Below are 15,257 nucleotides of genomic sequence, written 5' to 3' on the forward strand. Positions count from 1 at the left end.
AAAACCCCCCCGGAGCCGCGGCCCCGGGGGGGTTTTACGCTCTGCTCGGTTGGGCGGCTACTGCCGCAGTTCGATGGCCGCTCCCTTGCGCAGGTCAGCCACCCATTGGTTGAAGCGGTCTTCTGATTTTTTGCGGTAAACCAGATCTTCCACCTCGGCCTTGACCTGCTCGAACGGCTTGGGGGTGCCGAGGGAGCGCTCTTCCAGCTTGACGATGTGGAGCCCTGTGGCGGTGTAGATGAGGTCGCTCACCTCGCCCGGCTGCATCCGCGTCAACTGCTCCTCGAATTCCGGCAGGATGTCCCCCTTGCGGAAGGTCCCCAGATCGCCGCCGTTGCCCTTGGCCGCCGGATCGTCGGAATACTGGCGCGCCAACTCGGCAAAGTCCTTGCCTGACTGGGCCTCATGCAGGACGGTCATGGCCGTGGTCATCACCTTTTTCACCTGCTCGGCGGACATCTTGTCGTCGAGCTTGAAATAGATGTTCCGTGCCCTGAAGATATCCTCGGCCCCGAACTTTGCCTTGTTCGCCTCGTAATACTCCCGCATCTCCCGTTCACCCACCTGGATCTTGGAACGCACCTCCTGGCTCACGAGCCGCAGCCGCTCCAGCTGTTCCTTTATCTGGGCCTTGTACTGGTCGAAGGAAAGCCCCTGGTTGGCCAACGCCGCCACGAGAGCCTCCTGGGAGAGCTTGTTCTGCCGTTTCACGTCTTCAATTGCTTGACGTACTTCCTCCTCACCCACCCGGATGTCGAGTTCGCGGATCTTCTGTTCCACGAGCTTTTTGTCGATGAGGCGGTTGAGGGCGACCTCGTCCAGATTGGCAAGGGACTTGGGGTCGGGAGGCGGCTGCTGGCGCTCGGCCTCCTTGAGAAGAGCCCGCTTCTCCTTGTCCACGGCGTAGGAGGTGACGATCTCATCGTTAACAACGGCGAGGATTCGGCTTACCACCTCGGCGGACGAGAGGGACGGGAGAGTGAGGACGACGGCAAGAGATAAAGGTATGAGGCGTTTGATCATGGTCCGTTGTCTGAGCACGAAAGAGGAGGGGGCGACCCCTGGTGCGGTCCCGCCCCCTCTTGAAGGTAATTACGTCACTACTTGGCGGCGGGTGTCGCGGCAGGCTGCGCGGGAGCAGGATGCTCGGCCGCTGCGCTCTGGCCGCCGAGCCCCTTGAGCACGTCTTCCTTGATGGAGATCGTCGCGCCCTTCTTGATGTCTTCCTTGAGCTTCTGGAAGACTTCCTGCTGCTTGCCCGGCAGGACTGCTGCCTTGATCTGGTCCTTCACTTCTTCAAAGGTGCGCTCGCCGGCGGGACGCTTGCCGGTCACCTTGATGATGTGGTAGCCGAACTGGGTCCTGACGATGCCGGAGGTCTCCCCTTCCTTGAGGCCGAAGGCGACTTTCTCGAATTCGGGGACCATGTTCCCCTTGCTGAACCAGCCCAGATCGCCACCCTTGGCGGCGGCGGAGTCGATGGAGTGCTTCTTGGCCAACTCCTCGAAATTGGCACCGCCCTTGAGCTCCTTCACGATCTCCTGAGCGAGCTTCTCATCCCGCACGAGAATGTGGCTGGCCTTGATCTGGGCGCCGGACTTGAATTTGTCCTTATTCTGATCGTAGAACTTCTTGAGTTCCTCGTCGGATACCTGGACCTGCTCCTCGACCTTCTTCTTGAGATAAGCCTCAACCACGACGCGCTTCTTGAGCTCTTCCACCCGGTCGGCAATCTCGGCGCTCTTGTCGACCCCGTCCTTCTTAGCCTGCTGGTAGAGGAGTTCGCGCACCACCATGGTGTCCAGCAGCTCCTTTTTCCCTTCCGGCGTATCCGCCATGGGCTTCAGGTAAGGAGGCAGTCCCTCAAGCTCCTTGTTGAAATTTTCCACGGTGATGGCGTCACCGTTGACTTCCACGAGTACCTGGCCTGCTTTTTTGGCCGGAGCTGCCGTCGTGCCGGACTCGGTCTTGCCCTTGCAGCCGCCGAGGGCAGCCAGACAGAGGGAGACCGAAAGGATGGTGACGATAGTGTGTCTCTTCACGGACGAACTCCTTTTAGCTAAATGATTTAAATACCGAACAATCTTACGGAAGCTAGCATATCACCCCAGCCTTTTCAAGAGATTTCTGGCTTCGGCCAGGACCCCCTCGAAGCTGGTGTCGGCCAGTTCCGCCACGAGACGGAAGTCCGGGGTGAACTGGTACCGTTTTGGGTTTGCTTTAATGAGACCGATAATGGTGTCGGGCGAAACCGGAGTTTTCTCGTGAAATGAGAGACAGAGCCGTTTGCCGTCAAACTCCGCCATCCGGACCAGGAAGTGCTTGAGCATGATCCGCAGCTTCATCACGTCCAGCAGGTAGGAGGCCGCCAGCGGCAGCGTGCCGAACCGGTCCACCAGTTCTTCCATGACCTCGCCCACCTCCTCTTCGGCCGTGGCCTGGGTCAGCTTCTTGTAGATGACGAGGCGCTGATTCGGTTCGCGCACATAGTCCTCGGGGATGAAGGCCGGCACCCGCAGGTTGATCTCCGGCTCCACCCGCTCTACCGGCTCCTCGCCCTTGAGTTTCTGGACCGCCTCTTCTAGGAGTTCTGTGTAGAGGTCGAAGCCGACGGCGGCAATGTTGCCCGACTGCTTGGCCCCCAGGAGATCGCCGGCGCCCCTGATCTCCAGGTCGTGGGTGGCCAGGCGGAAGCCGGCCCCCAGCTCGTTCAGTTCTTGGATGATCCGCAGCCGCTCCCGGGCATCGGACGAGATGGCGCCTTCGCCGGGTATGAGGAGATAGGCGTAGGCCCGCTGCCGGGAGCGCCCTACCCTTCCCCGCAACTGGTAAAGCTGGGCCAGTCCGAAGGTGTCAGCCCGGTCCACGATGAGGGTGTTGGCACTGGGGATGTCCAGGCCTGACTCGATGATCGTGGTGCAGAGCAGAAGGTTCGTTTCCCCGTGCATGAAGCCAAGCATCACCTTCTCCAGCTCGCCTTCGTCCATCTGGCCGTGCCCCACGGCGATCTTTGCCTCGGGCACGATGCGGCGCAGGTGTTCGTACCAGGCTCCGATGGACTGGACCCGATTGTGGACGAAGAACACCTGCCCTCCCCTTCGGAGCTCCCGCAGAACCGCTTCGCGGATGAGCTCGTCGGAGGTACGGGCCACGAAGGTCTTAACTGCCAGCCGATCCACGGGCGGGGTGTCGATGATGGAGAGGTCGCGGATACCCATGAGCGACATGTAGAGAGTGCGGGGAATGGGGGTGGCGGTGAGGGTCAGGATGTCCACCGCTGCCTTGTACTTTTTCAGCTTTTCCTTGTGGGTTACCCCGAAGCGCTGCTCCTCGTCCACGATGAGAAGCCCCAGGTCCTTGAACGTCACATCGTTTTGAAGGAGTCGGTGGGTGCCGATGATGACATCGACGGTCCCCTTTTTCACCCGCTCCAGGATGTCCTTCTGTTCCTTGGGAGTCCTGAAGCGGGAAACCATTTCAATGGTGACCGGGTAGGCCCCAAGCCGCGCCCTGAAGGTCTCCAAATGCTGCTGGGCCAGGACTGTGGTCGGCACCAGGACCGCCACCTGCTTGCCGTCCATGACCGCCTTGAAAGCTCCCCGCATGGCCACTTCGGTCTTGCCGTAGCCCACGTCGCCGCAGACCAGCCGGTCCATGGGCCGGTTGCTGGTCATGTCGGCGATGACGTCTTCGATGGCAGCCAGCTGGTCGGAGGTCTCCTCGTAGGCGAAGGAGGCCTCGAACTCCCGGTAGAGATCGTCGGGGGGGGAAAACCGGTGCCCCTCGTGAAGTTGGCGGGCCGCGTAGATCCGCAAGAGTTCTTCGGCCATCTCCTGGACTGCCGCGCGGGCCTTGCCCTTGGCCTTCTCCCATGAGGTGCCGCCGAGCCGGTCGACCCGCGGTTCGATCCCCTCGGAGCCCACGTAGCGCTGCACCAGGCTGAGCCGGTCCACCGGCAGGTAGAGCTTGTCCCCCCCCGCATACTCCAGCAGCAGGAAGTCGCCGGCACAGCCGCTGAGCGAAAGGTGCTGGAGTCCACGGTAAATGCCGACCCCGTGGTCCAGGTGAACCATGTGATCGCCCGGCTTCAGCTCCGCCAGGGAGGTCATGATCTGCTTTTTGCGCAACTCGGTGATGCCGCGCCGTTTTTGCCGCTTGCCGAAGATTTCCTCTTCGGCGATGACCACGAGCCGTCCTTCCGGCAACCTGAACCCGCGAGAGATTTCGCCGATTACGATGTCCACCCTGCCGTCGTCCCGCTCCCGTTCCGCCGGGAAGGGGCGGTCCGAGACGGTAAGGGGGACCGGGTAATGGGCCAGTAACTCATACAGCCGCTGGGCCTGACCGCGCTGGTGGCAGGCTATGATCACCCGTTGCCGCTCCTCGATCCAGCCGGTCAGGCGAGCGGCCAGCGGCCGCAGGACCCCCTCGCTGTCGGGCGAGATGTCCACCTTGAGGTCGGCGTTCGTCTCGGTGGCAATGTCGATGGTCTCCGGGGAATCACCCTCGTTCAGGTGCAGGAAGGGGATGGTCACCAGTCTCCCCGCAGCCAGGGCGGCCGCAGTATCCGCCGGGGCGAGGAAGAGGCTTTCCGGCGCGGGAAAGAGCTCGCCCCGCTCCCGGGCGCGGTCGGAAGCCTCCTCCAGTTCCCGCGAGAGTCGTTCTCCCTCCTCTTCCTGGGCTGCCGGATCGACCAGGACCCGCACGGCGTCGCCGGCGTAGTCAAGCAGGGTCTCCAGATTCTGGTGAAAGAGGGGAAGGAGCCATTCGACTCCTGCCGGGTAGAGGCCGTTCTGGAGCTGTTCCAGCAGCTCGCGGCGGACCAAGGGGGATATCTCCAGATCGTCGCAGCGCGTCTTGATGCGGGACGCCGCCCCCTGCAGGGTATCGGCAGTCAGGAGCAACTCCCGCGACGGGAGCAGCAGTAACTCTTCCAGGGGCTGGAGGGAGCGCTGGGAGAGCGGTTCGAAGCTCCGGATGGTATCGACGAAGTCGCCGAAGAATTCGATCCGCACCGGCAGATCGAAACCCGGCGGGAAGATGTCGACGATGCCGCCCCGCACGGCAAAGGTTCCCCGGTCCTCCACCAGCGGCACGTTGAGGTAGCCGAGGGTCACCAGCCGTGACAGGAGATCGTCCCGGTCGCTCTCTTCGCCGGGCAGAAAGTAGAGTGAGGCACTGTCCAGAAGGGAGCGCGGCACTACCCGTTGGCGCAGAGCCTCCGGCGTGGTTACCACGGCAGCCGCCCTGCGGTCCGCCAGCCGGCGCAGGACTGCCAGCCGCTGGGCCGTCACGTCGGCATGGGGCGATGCCTTTTCAAAGGGCGAGGTGTCCCAGGCGGGAAACAGGAGGATGTCGCCGGGTCTTCCCGTGAAGAACCGGAGTTCCGTGGTGAGCTCGGCGGCGGCTTCGGCGTCGGGGACGACCACGAGGAATGGAGCTCCCGCCTCCCCGATGAGCCGGGCCAGCAGATAGGCTGGCGACGACCCCCTGAGCCCGGCAAGGGTGAGCCGGGCGGCAGGGGGGGTGAGGCGGTCGGTGAGGCGTTTGAAGAGATCGGTATCGGTCTGTGTCATTGCTTGGTTCTGTCGGATTGCCGGGTGGCCATGATCGCCGGAACAGGATAGCAGATAGGCGCCGGGCTCGCCAATCACATCATGGCGGCGGCCAGTTCTCCAAGGGTATGGATGGCCCGTTCCACCCGATCGTCCCACCATGCGGCGTTCAGGCGGATGCAGTTGCGGTACTTGCCGGTGGCCGAAAAAATTGGACCCGGCGCAATGGTGATCCCCCTGGTGAGCGCCTGCTCGTAGAGAACCAGGGAGTCCACCCGCTCGGGGCATTCGACCCAGAGGACAAACCCCCCTTCGGGTCGGGTGACACGGGTACCGACCGGGAATGCCTGCCCCACCGCCTCGGCCATGAGGGACATCTGGCGGGCGTAGATCCTGCGGATGCGCCGCAGGTGGTGGTCATACCCGCCGTTGGCAAGAAACTCCGCCACGGCAAGCTCCGTGGGCGTAGAGCAGGCGATGGTGGTCACCGCTTTGAGCCGCTCGATCTCCTTTTGGAAGATCCCCGGAGCCACCCAGCCGACCCGGTAGCCCGGTGCAACGGTTTTGGTGACCGATGTGCAGTACAGGACGAGCCCTGCCTCGTCGAAGGCCTTGGCCGCCCGGGGGCGTTCCGGGGAGAAACTCAGATCGCCGTAGATATCGTCCTCGATGAGGGGAATCCGGCGGGCCGCCAGCATTGCCACCAGTTCGCGCTTGTGGTCGTCGGGCATGAGGCTTCCCAGGGGATTGTTGAAGTTGGCGACCACCAGGCAGGCCCGGATCGGGGTGTGATCAAGGGCGTAGCGCAGGGCGTCGAGGCTGATCCCCGTGCGCGGATGGGTGGGGATCTCCAGGGCCTTGAGCCCCATCAGGTCGATCGCCTGCAGGAAGTTGTAGTACACCGGCGATTCCACTGCCACCGTATCCCCGGGACGGCAGATGGCCCGCAGCGACAGGACTACCGCCTCGATACAGCCGGAGGTGGTCACGATCTGGTCCGGCGCCAAGGCGCACCCCACGGCCAGCATCCGCCGGGCGATCTGGACCCGCAGCCGCTCGCAGCCGGGTGGCATATCGTAGGAGACGCTGGCCACGGCATGTTTCCGGCTCTCGGTGGCGAGCATCCGGTTCAACCGGTCCACCGGCAGCAGCTCGGGATTGGGAATGGCGGCGCCCAGCGGGACGAGGTCCGGGTTGCGGGTATCCCGCATTACCATCATGGAGAGTTCCGCCGTGCCGACGGTTGTAGGTTTCAGGGGCGGCGCCGTCATTTCCGGCTCGGCTGTCGAGCCGGGGAAGCGGGCTCTCACGTAGTACCCTGATTGGGGGCGCGCCTCGATGAGTCCTCGATCCTCGAGGAGGGTGTAGGCCTCCATCACCGTGGTGAGGCTCACCTGGAATTGCCGCCCCAGTGCCCTGACCGACGGAATCCGGTCCCCTGCCCGGAATGTTCCCTCGCCGATGAGTTGGGCCACGCGGCCGGCCACCGATTCGTAGAGAGGGATTTTGCCTCCGCTTTTCACCGTGTTCATCGCTAGTGTCATGGTCCTAGTCTCCCCGAGAACGTTTTCGACCGGTACACTCGGTGAGGAAAAGTATACGTCGCAACTCCATATGCTGGGTAGATACAGTCGTCCTTGAATTAAACCATAACAGTTGGTGAAATGCCATCATTGTATGTGTACAGATGCTTCTTGTTCTTCCCTTCAGCGGCGGTAAAAAATAGTTAAAGGGATCGAAGAATGATCCGATAAGTGAAAATGGGGAAAGTGGTATAATGCTCCGCTCCTCGCTTCAAACCCATGAGAAGGAAGCGTATCCGACTATGCTGAGGTATCTGCTCAGGCCATTCCTGTCGCTCATGGCGGTGGCGCTCATCTGCGGCCCCGCCGTTGAATCAGTGGCATCCGCATCCGGGAACGGGGGGAAAAAAAGGCCCCTCGACTACGAGGAGTACGTCCGTCTCATCACGGGTGGACCCCGCAAAGTTGCACGCAAGGAGTCACGTAAAGAGTCTCGCAAGTCCAAGGTTGAGGTTGCCGCGGCTGAAAAACCGGCCGCTGTTCAGCAGCCTGTGGTGATGGCAGCGACTCCTGCTCCGCGCCGCGCCGTAACGCCTTCGCCCGGCCGGGACGGATGGCGTCCCTCCCCTGAGCAGGTTCACGAGATCCTGCGCACCTCCCGCAATCTGGCGGGAGCCGTACTGCGCGGAGCCGTATTGGCCGGCTTCGATCTGCGAGGGGTAACCCTGGCCGGCGCCGACCTCTTCGGCGCGAATCTGGCGGGGGCTAATCTCGACGGCGCGAATCTGCGGGGCACGTCGCTGGAAATGGTGAACCTGCGTGGAGCCAGTCTCCGGGGAGCCAACCTGGCCGGTGCGGGGCTGTTCAAGGCTGACCTGGAAGGGGCCGATCTTCAGGGGGCCAACCTTTCGGGCGTGTACGCCGTGTGCGCTAATCTGAGGGGAGCCAGTCTGGCGGGCGTCACTACCGTTGGCGGCCATTTTGCCCAGGCGACCTTCGACGACAGAAGTCAGGGTGCAGCGGTTGCACAGGCACAGAATGCGACGCGTAATGACATCGTCCCTGTTGTGGGAGGAGAGAAGGCACTGCCGTCGGGCGGCGAAAAGGGACGTATTCTGCTTCTGAATTTCTGAGATCGCCCCGCTGACCATGTCGGAAAACTAAACGGAGCTGGTCCCCAAAGGGCCGGCTCCGTTTAGTTTCAGCGGTCCGCGTCTTCCTCAAGATATTCCCGTGAGTAGCGCACGTAGTTGCCTGCCGAGCGCTTCAGCCAGGCAATTTCGTCGGGGGTCAGGTCGCGCTTGTACTTTGCCGGTGCCCCAACCCAGAGGGTATGGGGCGGGATGACGGTTCCCTCGGTCACCAGTGCCCGTGCGCCTACGAGTGCTCCTTCGCCCACCACCGCCTTGTCCATGACCATTGCCTGCATGCCGATGAAGGCACCATTGCCGATGGTGCAGCCGTGGAGGGTCACGCTGTGGCCGACGGTCACGTCATCGCCGATGACAAGGGGGGCTCCCGGGTCGTCGGCGTGCTTTTTATGGGTCACATGGAGCATGGAGAGATCCTGGATGTTGCTCCGGGCGCCGATGCGGATGAAATTGACATCGCCTCGGGCAACCACGTTGTACCAGATACTGCTTTCGGGGCCGATGGTCACGTCGCCGATGACAACGGCGGTGTCGGCAATGAACGCGGACGGATCGATTTGCGGGCTCATTCCCTTGAAGGGGCGAATCATGGGATACCTCTGGCTGTTATGGTAGGTCCGGTGTCAGTCCCGGGGGATGGCGATCATCCGGTCCAGGGCGAGCTTGGCCGGGACCCGGATTTCTTCGGGGACTTTCACCACCGGCGACATGGTCTGCAGGCTCGCCAGCACATCTTCCAGGGAGGTCAGCTTCATATTGGGGCAGACAAGCGCCGGCGAGGCGAGGATGAATTCCTTGTCCGGATTCTCAAGCCGGAGCCGGTAGAGAATCCCCGCCTCGGTGCCGATGATGAACCGTTTGGCCGGATTCGTGCGGCAGAAGTCATACATACCGCTCGTGGAGCAGACATGGTCCGCCAGGGCCACGACCAAGGGGTTGCACTCGGGATGGCAGATGAAGAGAGCGTCGGGGTGGGCTTCCTTGAGCCTCTGGACGTCGGCGGGCTTCAGCCGTTCGTGGGTGGGGCAGAAGCCGTCCCAGAAGTGGAACGTCTTGTCGGACTGCTTTGCCACGAACTGTCCCAGGTTGCGGTCGGGAACGAAGATTACCTCCGGGTCCGGGAGGGAATTCACAACCTTCACAGCATTGGCCGAGGTGCAGCAGATGTCGCTGACGGCCTTAACCGCCGCCGAAGAGTTCACGTAGGTGACGACAGGTACGTCGGGGTGGCGGGCCTTCATCTCCAGCAACGCCTCGGCGGTCACCATGTCTGCCATGGGGCAGCCGGCGTCCATGCGCGGCAGAAGGACCGTTTTGTCCGGCGAGAGGATCGAGGCTGACTCGGCCATGAAGTGAACTCCGCAGAAAACGATGACGTCCGCGTCGGTGCGGGCCGCCTCCTGGGAGAGGGCGAGTGAGTCACCGGTTATGTCGGCAATCTCCTGCACCTCGTCCCTCATGTAGTTGTGGGCCAGGAGCACAGCGTTACGCTCCTTCAGGAGCTTCCGTATGTCCTGTCTGATGTCGTTGGCGTGCATGGCGCGCTCTCCCGTGTCGCAGGCGCCCGTATACGGCGCGAAATGGGGTAGATGGTAATCAATGTTCGCCGTGCTGTCAAACCCTTTAGGCCGCCTTCTACAGGCTGCGCTTGACATAACTGGGCAGAACACCTATTATTTTCACAGCCACGCGGTCGGGTTTCTGTCGCGCGTGCTGCCAGATGCGGCGGATCGGAGGCACCGGCTGCCGAAAAGAGGAGGAAGGACAGCATGTTTGGAATCGGGATGCCGGAGCTTATCGTTATACTCGTCATCGCCCTGATCGTCATCGGGCCCCAGAAGCTCCCCGACATCGCCCGTTCGCTCGGCAAGGGGCTGGCGGAGTTCAAGCGCGCCTCGGACGATTTCCAGCGGAACTTGGCTGAAGAGGTCCGGACACTGGATGAGAAGGAAAAGGCGGAAAAAGGGGAGGCCGCTGCCGAGCCCGTCAAGCGGGACCTGGCTGCCGAGGTAAAGGCCTACGAGGACCAAGCCGCCAGCGGGGTGCATCAGGGCGAACCGGCCCCGGTTGCAGGCAGCCCTGAATCCGAGAAAAAATCAGCCTAGAACATCGTTGGTCAGGATACAGAAACAAACAAGGCGGGGTGAAAACCCCGCCTTGTTTCATTTTAGCTCCTTGAGCCTGTCTTTTGCCCGTTTAGCCTCCTCCGAGGAGGGATAGTCGTCCGCAAGCTTACGGAGGACGAAGCGAGCGCTTTTGGCATCGCCGATCTCAGAGAAGGCCGCTGCCTGCTTGAGCATGGCGGCCGGCACCTTTTCCTTGCCCGGGTAGTTCTTGATGACCTCCTGGAATTCCAGAATCGCCTGTTCGAATTTCTTCTCGCTGTAGTAAGTCTCGCCCGTCCAGTACCGGGCGTTGGCCGCCAGTTCGTGCTTGGGATGCTGTTCCAGGAAGCGGGTAAAGCTTTCGCGGGCAACGCCGTAATTTCCCGCCCGGTAGGCGTCGAGTCCCTTCTGGTACAGGGCTTCGGGAGTCGGCTTTTCCGTTTCCTTCGGCGAGGGTGCCTGCTCGGCCACCTTTTTCTGCAGCGCCTCGATCCCTGTCTCGGCCTTGGCCAGTCGCTGGTCAAAGGCCGTGAGCCTGCGCTCCAGATCCTCTCGCAGGAGGATCAGATCGTCGCCCGGCTTCTTGGCGGCGAGCCCAACGTCGTCCACCTTGCCCGCGAGCACCTGCATGTCCACCTTTATCCCGTCCATGGCCGCCTGCAGGTCGGCCAGCCCCTTGCGTACTCCGGCCCGCTCCGTATCCAGATCCTTGAAAGAGCTTTCAATGCGTGCGGTCGCCTCGGTCCGGACGCCGCCGACCTCTTTCTCTACCTGGAACTGGCGGTTTTTGAGTTCGTCTAGATCGCGCCGGACAACGTCCAGGTCACTGTTGGTGACACACCCTCCGAGGGTGAAAAGGGCGAGGGCCGTCAAGGGCATGGTCAACTGTTTCATGGGATAATCGGTCTCCTTTTGCTGGAGCAACGGTGTCTTCATAGAGAAAGGGAGCCGTTACCGGCTCCCCTCCGTGCTAGCCCTTTCGGGACTATTTTACAATCACGAATTCGTCCCGCCGGTTTTTCGCCCAGGCTTCTTCAGTGTGGCCGGGATCGAGAGGCTTCTCCTCGCCGTAGCTGATGATCGACAGCCGTGCGGCCGGCACTCCCAGGGTGATCAGGTAGTTCATGGCCGTTTTTGCCCGTTTTTCACCAAGGGCCAGGTTGTATTCGTCGGAGCCCCGCTCATCGCAATGGCCTTCGATGGATACCTTGGCGTTGGGCATTTTCTTCAGCAACGCCTCGGCATTGCGGGAGAGCGTGTCGCGGGCGGTCTGGGAGAGGACGAAGGCGTCGAAATCGAAATAGATGCGCTCAAGGGATGTTTCGGCAGCCTCAGCTCTGCCGGCGGTGTCAGATGCCTGCGAAGCCACCGCTACGGGGGCTTCAGTTATGGTCTGGGCTTTGACCGGTTCTTCCTTGGGCTGGGCAGGCTGCGGCGCCGGCGAGACGGGCGCGGCGGCAGTCGTCGGAGCGGCCTGGTCGGGCTTAACCATTTCCTTCTTTGCGCAGCCGCCGACGAGAGACAGGGCGAAGCAAGCCAGAGCAACAACACCGAGTGTGCGAGAATACATGGTTCCTCTCCTTTTTGTTAATGCAGTGGTCGGGCGGGTACGACCCGCGCCGCGTCAACGCGAACAATTATATATAATGGAGATGCTTTTTCAATGGGTTAGATGGTAACTGCAAGTAAAAACGATGTCTTACCACCGTGGCGACCAAGTTGGGTGGGACGCTTTTCCCTTGCTTCGGTAGACCCGCGTCTGGCCGCTGCCGTCGGAACGCATGACGTAGATGGCTTCGCCTCCATCGCGGGTGGAACTGAACGTCAGAAATCGCCCGTCCGGGGACCAACGGGGATGCTCGTTGCTCCCTTCGCTGGTAAGGCGGGTGTCACCGGTTCCGTCCGTCGCAATGGAGTAGATCTGGAAGCCCCCTTCCTGACGACAGTAGACGAGTCTGTCCCCCTTGGGCGACCAGCGGGGCGAGACATTATAGGCGCCGCTGGTTGTGAGTCGCCGTACGTCGGAGCCGTCGGCGTTCATGATGAATACCTGGGGCTTGCCGAGCCGGTCCGAGACAAAAGCGATCCGCTTGCCATCCGGGGACCAGGCGGGTGAAACATCTATTGCCTGATGGGTGGTGAGCCGCCTGGGGTCCCTGCCGTCACGGGAAATAGCGTAGATTTCGGAATTGCCGTCCCTGCTCATGGCAAGGGCCAGTTGTTTGCCGTCCGGGGACCAGGTTCCGGTAACGTTGATGCCCCGGTGTGACGATACCACCGCTTCCGTTCCGGTGAATATTTCGCGTCGAAAAAGATCCGGATTGCCGCGGCGATAGGAGGTATAGGCGAGCTCACGGCCGTTGGGGGAAAAATCGGGGTTCAGGTTGATGGAGCGGTTTTTCGTGAGACGCTGTACGTTATGCCCATCGTAGTCCATCAGGTAGATTTCCTTGTTGCCGCTCTCGGTGGAGACAAAGGCAATCTTGCCCGTGAAAGGACCCCTCTCCCCAGTCATCGTCTGCATGATGTCATCGGAAAAGGTGTGGGTGATCCGTCGCAGATCCGAGCGTTTGCCGGTATAGCGCTTGGCGGCGAGCTCGCGCCCCTGGGTGGCGTTGTAGAGGCGGAACTCCATGGTAACGGAGTCCCCCGTGATGGTGTAGCCGCTTTTGACCAGCAGGTCGACGCCGGCATTTCTCCAGGAGTCCAAGTCAAATTCGCCGGGACGAATCCCTCCCGGCGAAGTGCCCGCCGGCGGAGCCATTACGCTGAAGGGGCCCGCCAAGGTCATGTCGAATCTGAGCACCTCGGCCACATCACGGGCCAGGGCGGCATCGTCGGCACCGCCGAGATTCCGTGGATTGTCGACGGCAAGGGTGAGGTTGTGGGCCCCCGAGGCGGTCACCTCGCGGTAGACGTCCTCGGAATGGATCACCGCCGGCGTGACGGAGATGACCAGCAGGGCAAGGAGCGTGGCAAAGATTCTTACGTGTTTCATTATCTCTTCCCTACCCCCTCCGGCCTGAAGATGAAACCGGTTTCAAACTCCCCCCCGGACGGCGGCGGAGCGAACGTTTTCTCCGCCATGGCGATGGCTTTCATGACCGATTCTTCGAATATTCGGTCGCCGGTCGAGCGTTCGATCCGTTGACGTGTTACGCGTCCGCGGGGGTCTATGGTCAGCCGGATCACCACTTCGGGCGTCTTTGCCTGGTGGGCGATGGTATAGCGGAAGGCGTCCCTGAGACGTGACTGGATGTATGCGGCGTAATCGCTTCCGGCCTGGGTGCCGGTCGCACTTGGCATTCCTGCCGGTTCGGCCCGGCCGCTGCCGTTTACTTTGCGCCTGAGAGCATCGAGGGCCGCTTCCTGGCGCCGTTCGTCCACGTTGCGTTGGAGAGCGGATAGCCGGTCTTCGAACTCTTTGCCGGTGTCGGCTGCAGTGGGAGATTTTTTGCCGACAGCAGCCGGAGTATGAGGTGTCAGCCGGGGAGTGGCCATGGCTTGGCTGGCGGGAGGGGGTAGTTCGGGAGGGGCTCCACCGACCGTCGGGCTTCCGGCTCTCGGAGATGCTACCGGCAGATTCACCACGTCCACATAGTAGACCGGAGCCTCCGTGTAGCGCGGGACATTAAACTGGGCCACAAGGGCAAGAGCAGCGAGGGCCAAGTGGAGCATAGCCGATGCCGCCAACCCCCAGCCAAGGCCCGGTTCTCGATGTGCGATACTGCGGTTCATTTTCCCGGCGCGGGCTCCGTCACCATGCCAAGACGCTCAATGCCGGCACCTTTGATTTCAGCCATGGTTTTGACCACCTGACCGTAAGGGACATCCCGGTCAGCCTTCAGGAAAACCTCTTTCTTGGCCCGGTTTGCCACCATGGCGGTCAGCTTGGCCGTTAGGTCGCCGGAGGCCACTTCGGTGCTGTTCACGAACACCTTGCCGGCCCGGTCGATGGAGACCACTACTGCCTCGTCCTGGGCGGTCATGGCCTTGGTCTCGGCTTTGGGAAGGTTTACCTGGACCCCCTGCTGCATCATGGGCGCGGTCACCATGAAAATGATGAGGAGCACGAGCATGACGTCAACCAAGGGGGTTACGTTGATCTGCGACATGGTGCCGCGGTCGCCGCTGTTTCTGCTGCCGACTTCCATACTGACTCCCTATTTTCCCGCAAAGGTCCGCTGGACGATGTTGAGGAACTCGGTGGAGAAGTTGTCCATGGAGGCGATGAGGACCTTGATTTTGTGCTGGAAGTGGTTGTAGGCCATGACCGCCGGAATGGCAGCCACCAGGCCGATGGCGGTGGCGATCAGCGCCTCGGCGATGCCCGGGGCAACGACGGCAAGCGATGCGGAGCCGGTTTCACCGATCCCCTTGAATGCGTTCATGATTCCCCAGACTGTTCCGAACAGTCCGATAAAGGGTGCCGTGGAGCCGGTGGTGGCCAAGAAGGTTACGTATTTCTCAAGCCTGGTGATCTCCGAGGTGGTCGCGCGGCGCAGCGCACGGGCGATGTTATCGATCCCCCCCAGGTCGGTGCTCACCACGCCCGGCTCGTCCCGTTGCTCCCCTCCTTTGTCGAGAAGCCGGCGCAACTCGGCGTAGCCTTCGTTGAACAGTACCGACAGGGGGGAGTTTCCGAACCGGTCCAGTTGGGAGCTGATGGCGTCGAACCGCTTGGTTTTCCAGAAGAAGTCAAGGAACCGGTCCGATTCGCCGTTTGCCCGGTTGATCTGCAGGAGCTTGAAGAAAATGATGGCCCAGGAAACCACGGAAAAGAAGATGAGCACGACCAGTACCAGCTTGACCACCAGCCCGGTCCCAGCGAATAGTGTCACGATGCAACCTCCGGTTGAGGGTGTCCGCCCTCGGAATAATGAAATAGGAACGACAAGGTAGCTTAGACCTTGTCCTTGTGCC

General features: G+C 61.8%; 14 protein-coding genes. 2 read left to right on the top strand and 12 right to left on the bottom strand.

Translation table 11 applies throughout. The features are described from left to right. Positions 1–57: 57 nt before the first annotated feature. The 4 genes from GS_RS00080 to GS_RS00095 all read right to left on the bottom strand — a co-directional run bounded on the left by GS_RS00080 (position 58) and on the right by GS_RS00095 (position 7,087). Positions 58–1,023, bottom strand: a complete 966-nt coding sequence (locus GS_RS00080; protein ID WP_010940693.1) for a peptidylprolyl isomerase — start codon at positions 1,021–1,023, stop codon at positions 58–60. A gap of 77 nt (positions 1,024–1,100) precedes the next feature. Further along, complete coding sequence (locus GS_RS00085; protein WP_010940694.1) at positions 1,101–2,042, bottom strand: peptidylprolyl isomerase; 942 nt, start codon at positions 2,040–2,042, stop codon at positions 1,101–1,103. 60 nt (positions 2,043–2,102) lie between these two features. Next, a complete protein-coding gene (gene mfd / locus GS_RS00090) occupies positions 2,103–5,576 on the bottom strand; it encodes a transcription-repair coupling factor (protein ID WP_010940695.1) in 3,474 nt (1,157 codons plus the stop codon). Between the two features lie 74 nt (positions 5,577–5,650). Next, on the bottom strand, positions 5,651–7,087 hold the full coding sequence (locus GS_RS00095; protein ID WP_010940696.1) for a PLP-dependent aminotransferase family protein: 1,437 nt from the start codon (positions 7,085–7,087) through the stop codon (positions 5,651–5,653). Between the two features lie 293 nt (positions 7,088–7,380). Between GS_RS00095 and GS_RS00100 the strand changes: the two genes are divergently transcribed. Further along, entirely contained in the window at positions 7,381–8,211 is an 831-nt protein-coding gene (locus tag GS_RS00100; RefSeq protein WP_235044934.1) for a pentapeptide repeat-containing protein, read from the top strand. 68 nt (positions 8,212–8,279) lie between these two features. On the opposite strand, the gene GS_RS00105 is transcribed toward GS_RS00100, so the two are convergent. Both GS_RS00105 and nadA read right to left on the bottom strand, forming a co-directional pair. Continuing rightward, on the bottom strand, positions 8,280–8,819 hold the full coding sequence (locus GS_RS00105; protein ID WP_010940698.1) for a gamma carbonic anhydrase family protein: 540 nt from the start codon (positions 8,817–8,819) through the stop codon (positions 8,280–8,282). 33 nt (positions 8,820–8,852) lie between these two features. Continuing rightward, complete coding sequence (nadA, locus tag GS_RS00110; RefSeq protein ID WP_010940699.1) at positions 8,853–9,767, bottom strand: quinolinate synthase NadA; 915 nt, start codon at positions 9,765–9,767, stop codon at positions 8,853–8,855. Between the two features lie 231 nt (positions 9,768–9,998). Here nadA and GS_RS00115 point away from each other — a divergent pair, with 231 nt between their 5' ends. Next, a complete protein-coding gene (locus tag GS_RS00115; RefSeq protein ID WP_010940700.1) occupies positions 9,999–10,334 on the top strand; it encodes a TatA/E family twin arginine-targeting protein translocase in 336 nt (111 codons plus the stop codon). A gap of 57 nt (positions 10,335–10,391) precedes the next feature. Here GS_RS00115 and ybgF read toward each other — a convergent pair whose 3' ends face one another. The 6 genes from ybgF to tolQ all read right to left on the bottom strand — a co-directional run bounded on the left by ybgF (position 10,392) and on the right by tolQ (position 15,175). After that, the gene (gene ybgF, locus GS_RS00120) at positions 10,392–11,228 is read right to left on the bottom strand and encodes a tol-pal system protein YbgF (RefSeq protein WP_010940701.1); all 837 of its coding nucleotides are present in this window, start codon (positions 11,226–11,228) and stop codon (positions 10,392–10,394) included. 91 nt (positions 11,229–11,319) lie between these two features. Beyond that, on the bottom strand, positions 11,320–11,904 hold the full coding sequence (gene pal, locus GS_RS00125) for a peptidoglycan-associated lipoprotein Pal (protein ID WP_010940702.1): 585 nt from the start codon (positions 11,902–11,904) through the stop codon (positions 11,320–11,322). Between the two features lie 129 nt (positions 11,905–12,033). After that, positions 12,034–13,332 carry a Tol-Pal system beta propeller repeat protein TolB gene (gene tolB / locus GS_RS00130; RefSeq protein WP_010940703.1) on the bottom strand — a complete coding sequence of 433 codons (1,299 nt, stop codon included), beginning with the start codon at positions 13,330–13,332 and terminating at the stop codon, positions 12,034–12,036. After that, a complete protein-coding gene (locus GS_RS00135) occupies positions 13,332–14,072 on the bottom strand; it encodes an energy transducer TonB (RefSeq protein WP_010940704.1) in 741 nt (246 codons plus the stop codon). The genes tolB and GS_RS00135 overlap by 1 nt, the downstream gene beginning before the upstream one ends. Further along, entirely contained in the window at positions 14,069–14,488 is a 420-nt protein-coding gene (gene tolR / locus GS_RS00140) for a protein TolR (RefSeq protein WP_010940705.1), read from the bottom strand. The genes GS_RS00135 and tolR overlap by 4 nt, the downstream gene beginning before the upstream one ends. 9 nt (positions 14,489–14,497) lie before the next feature. Then, positions 14,498–15,175 (bottom strand): protein TolQ, encoded by a 678-nt coding sequence (tolQ, locus tag GS_RS00145; RefSeq protein ID WP_010940706.1) that lies wholly within the window; start codon positions 15,173–15,175, stop codon positions 14,498–14,500. Positions 15,176–15,257: the final 82 nt, after the last annotated feature.

The sequence above is a fragment of the Geobacter sulfurreducens PCA genome, assembly GCF_000007985.2.
GTDB lineage: Bacteria > Desulfobacterota > Desulfuromonadia > Geobacterales > Geobacteraceae > Geobacter > Geobacter sulfurreducens.

Excerpts from the sequence above, each read along its gene's own strand:
- GS_RS00135 (WP_010940704.1), bottom strand. The coding sequence starts at position 14,072 with ATGAACCGCAGTATCGCACATCGAGAACCGGGCCTTGGCTGGGGGTTG.
- GS_RS00105 (WP_010940698.1), bottom strand. The coding sequence starts at position 8,819 with ATGATTCGCCCCTTCAAGGGAATGAGCCCGCAAATCGATCCGTCCGCG.
- tolB (WP_010940703.1), bottom strand. The coding sequence starts at position 13,332 with ATGAAACACGTAAGAATCTTTGCCACGCTCCTTGCCCTGCTGGTCATC.
- ybgF (WP_010940701.1), bottom strand. The coding sequence starts at position 11,228 with ATGAAACAGTTGACCATGCCCTTGACGGCCCTCGCCCTTTTCACCCTC.
- GS_RS00115 (WP_010940700.1), top strand. The coding sequence starts at position 9,999 with ATGTTTGGAATCGGGATGCCGGAGCTTATCGTTATACTCGTCATCGCC.
- GS_RS00080 (WP_010940693.1), bottom strand. The coding sequence starts at position 1,023 with ATGATCAAACGCCTCATACCTTTATCTCTTGCCGTCGTCCTCACTCTC.
- nadA (WP_010940699.1), bottom strand. The coding sequence starts at position 9,767 with ATGCACGCCAACGACATCAGACAGGACATACGGAAGCTCCTGAAGGAG.
- pal (WP_010940702.1), bottom strand. The coding sequence starts at position 11,904 with ATGTATTCTCGCACACTCGGTGTTGTTGCTCTGGCTTGCTTCGCCCTG.
- tolR (WP_010940705.1), bottom strand. The coding sequence starts at position 14,488 with ATGGAAGTCGGCAGCAGAAACAGCGGCGACCGCGGCACCATGTCGCAG.
- GS_RS00095 (WP_010940696.1), bottom strand. The coding sequence starts at position 7,087 with ATGAACACGGTGAAAAGCGGAGGCAAAATCCCTCTCTACGAATCGGTG.
- mfd (WP_010940695.1), bottom strand. The coding sequence starts at position 5,576 with ATGACACAGACCGATACCGATCTCTTCAAACGCCTCACCGACCGCCTC.
- GS_RS00100 (WP_235044934.1), top strand. The coding sequence starts at position 7,381 with ATGCTGAGGTATCTGCTCAGGCCATTCCTGTCGCTCATGGCGGTGGCG.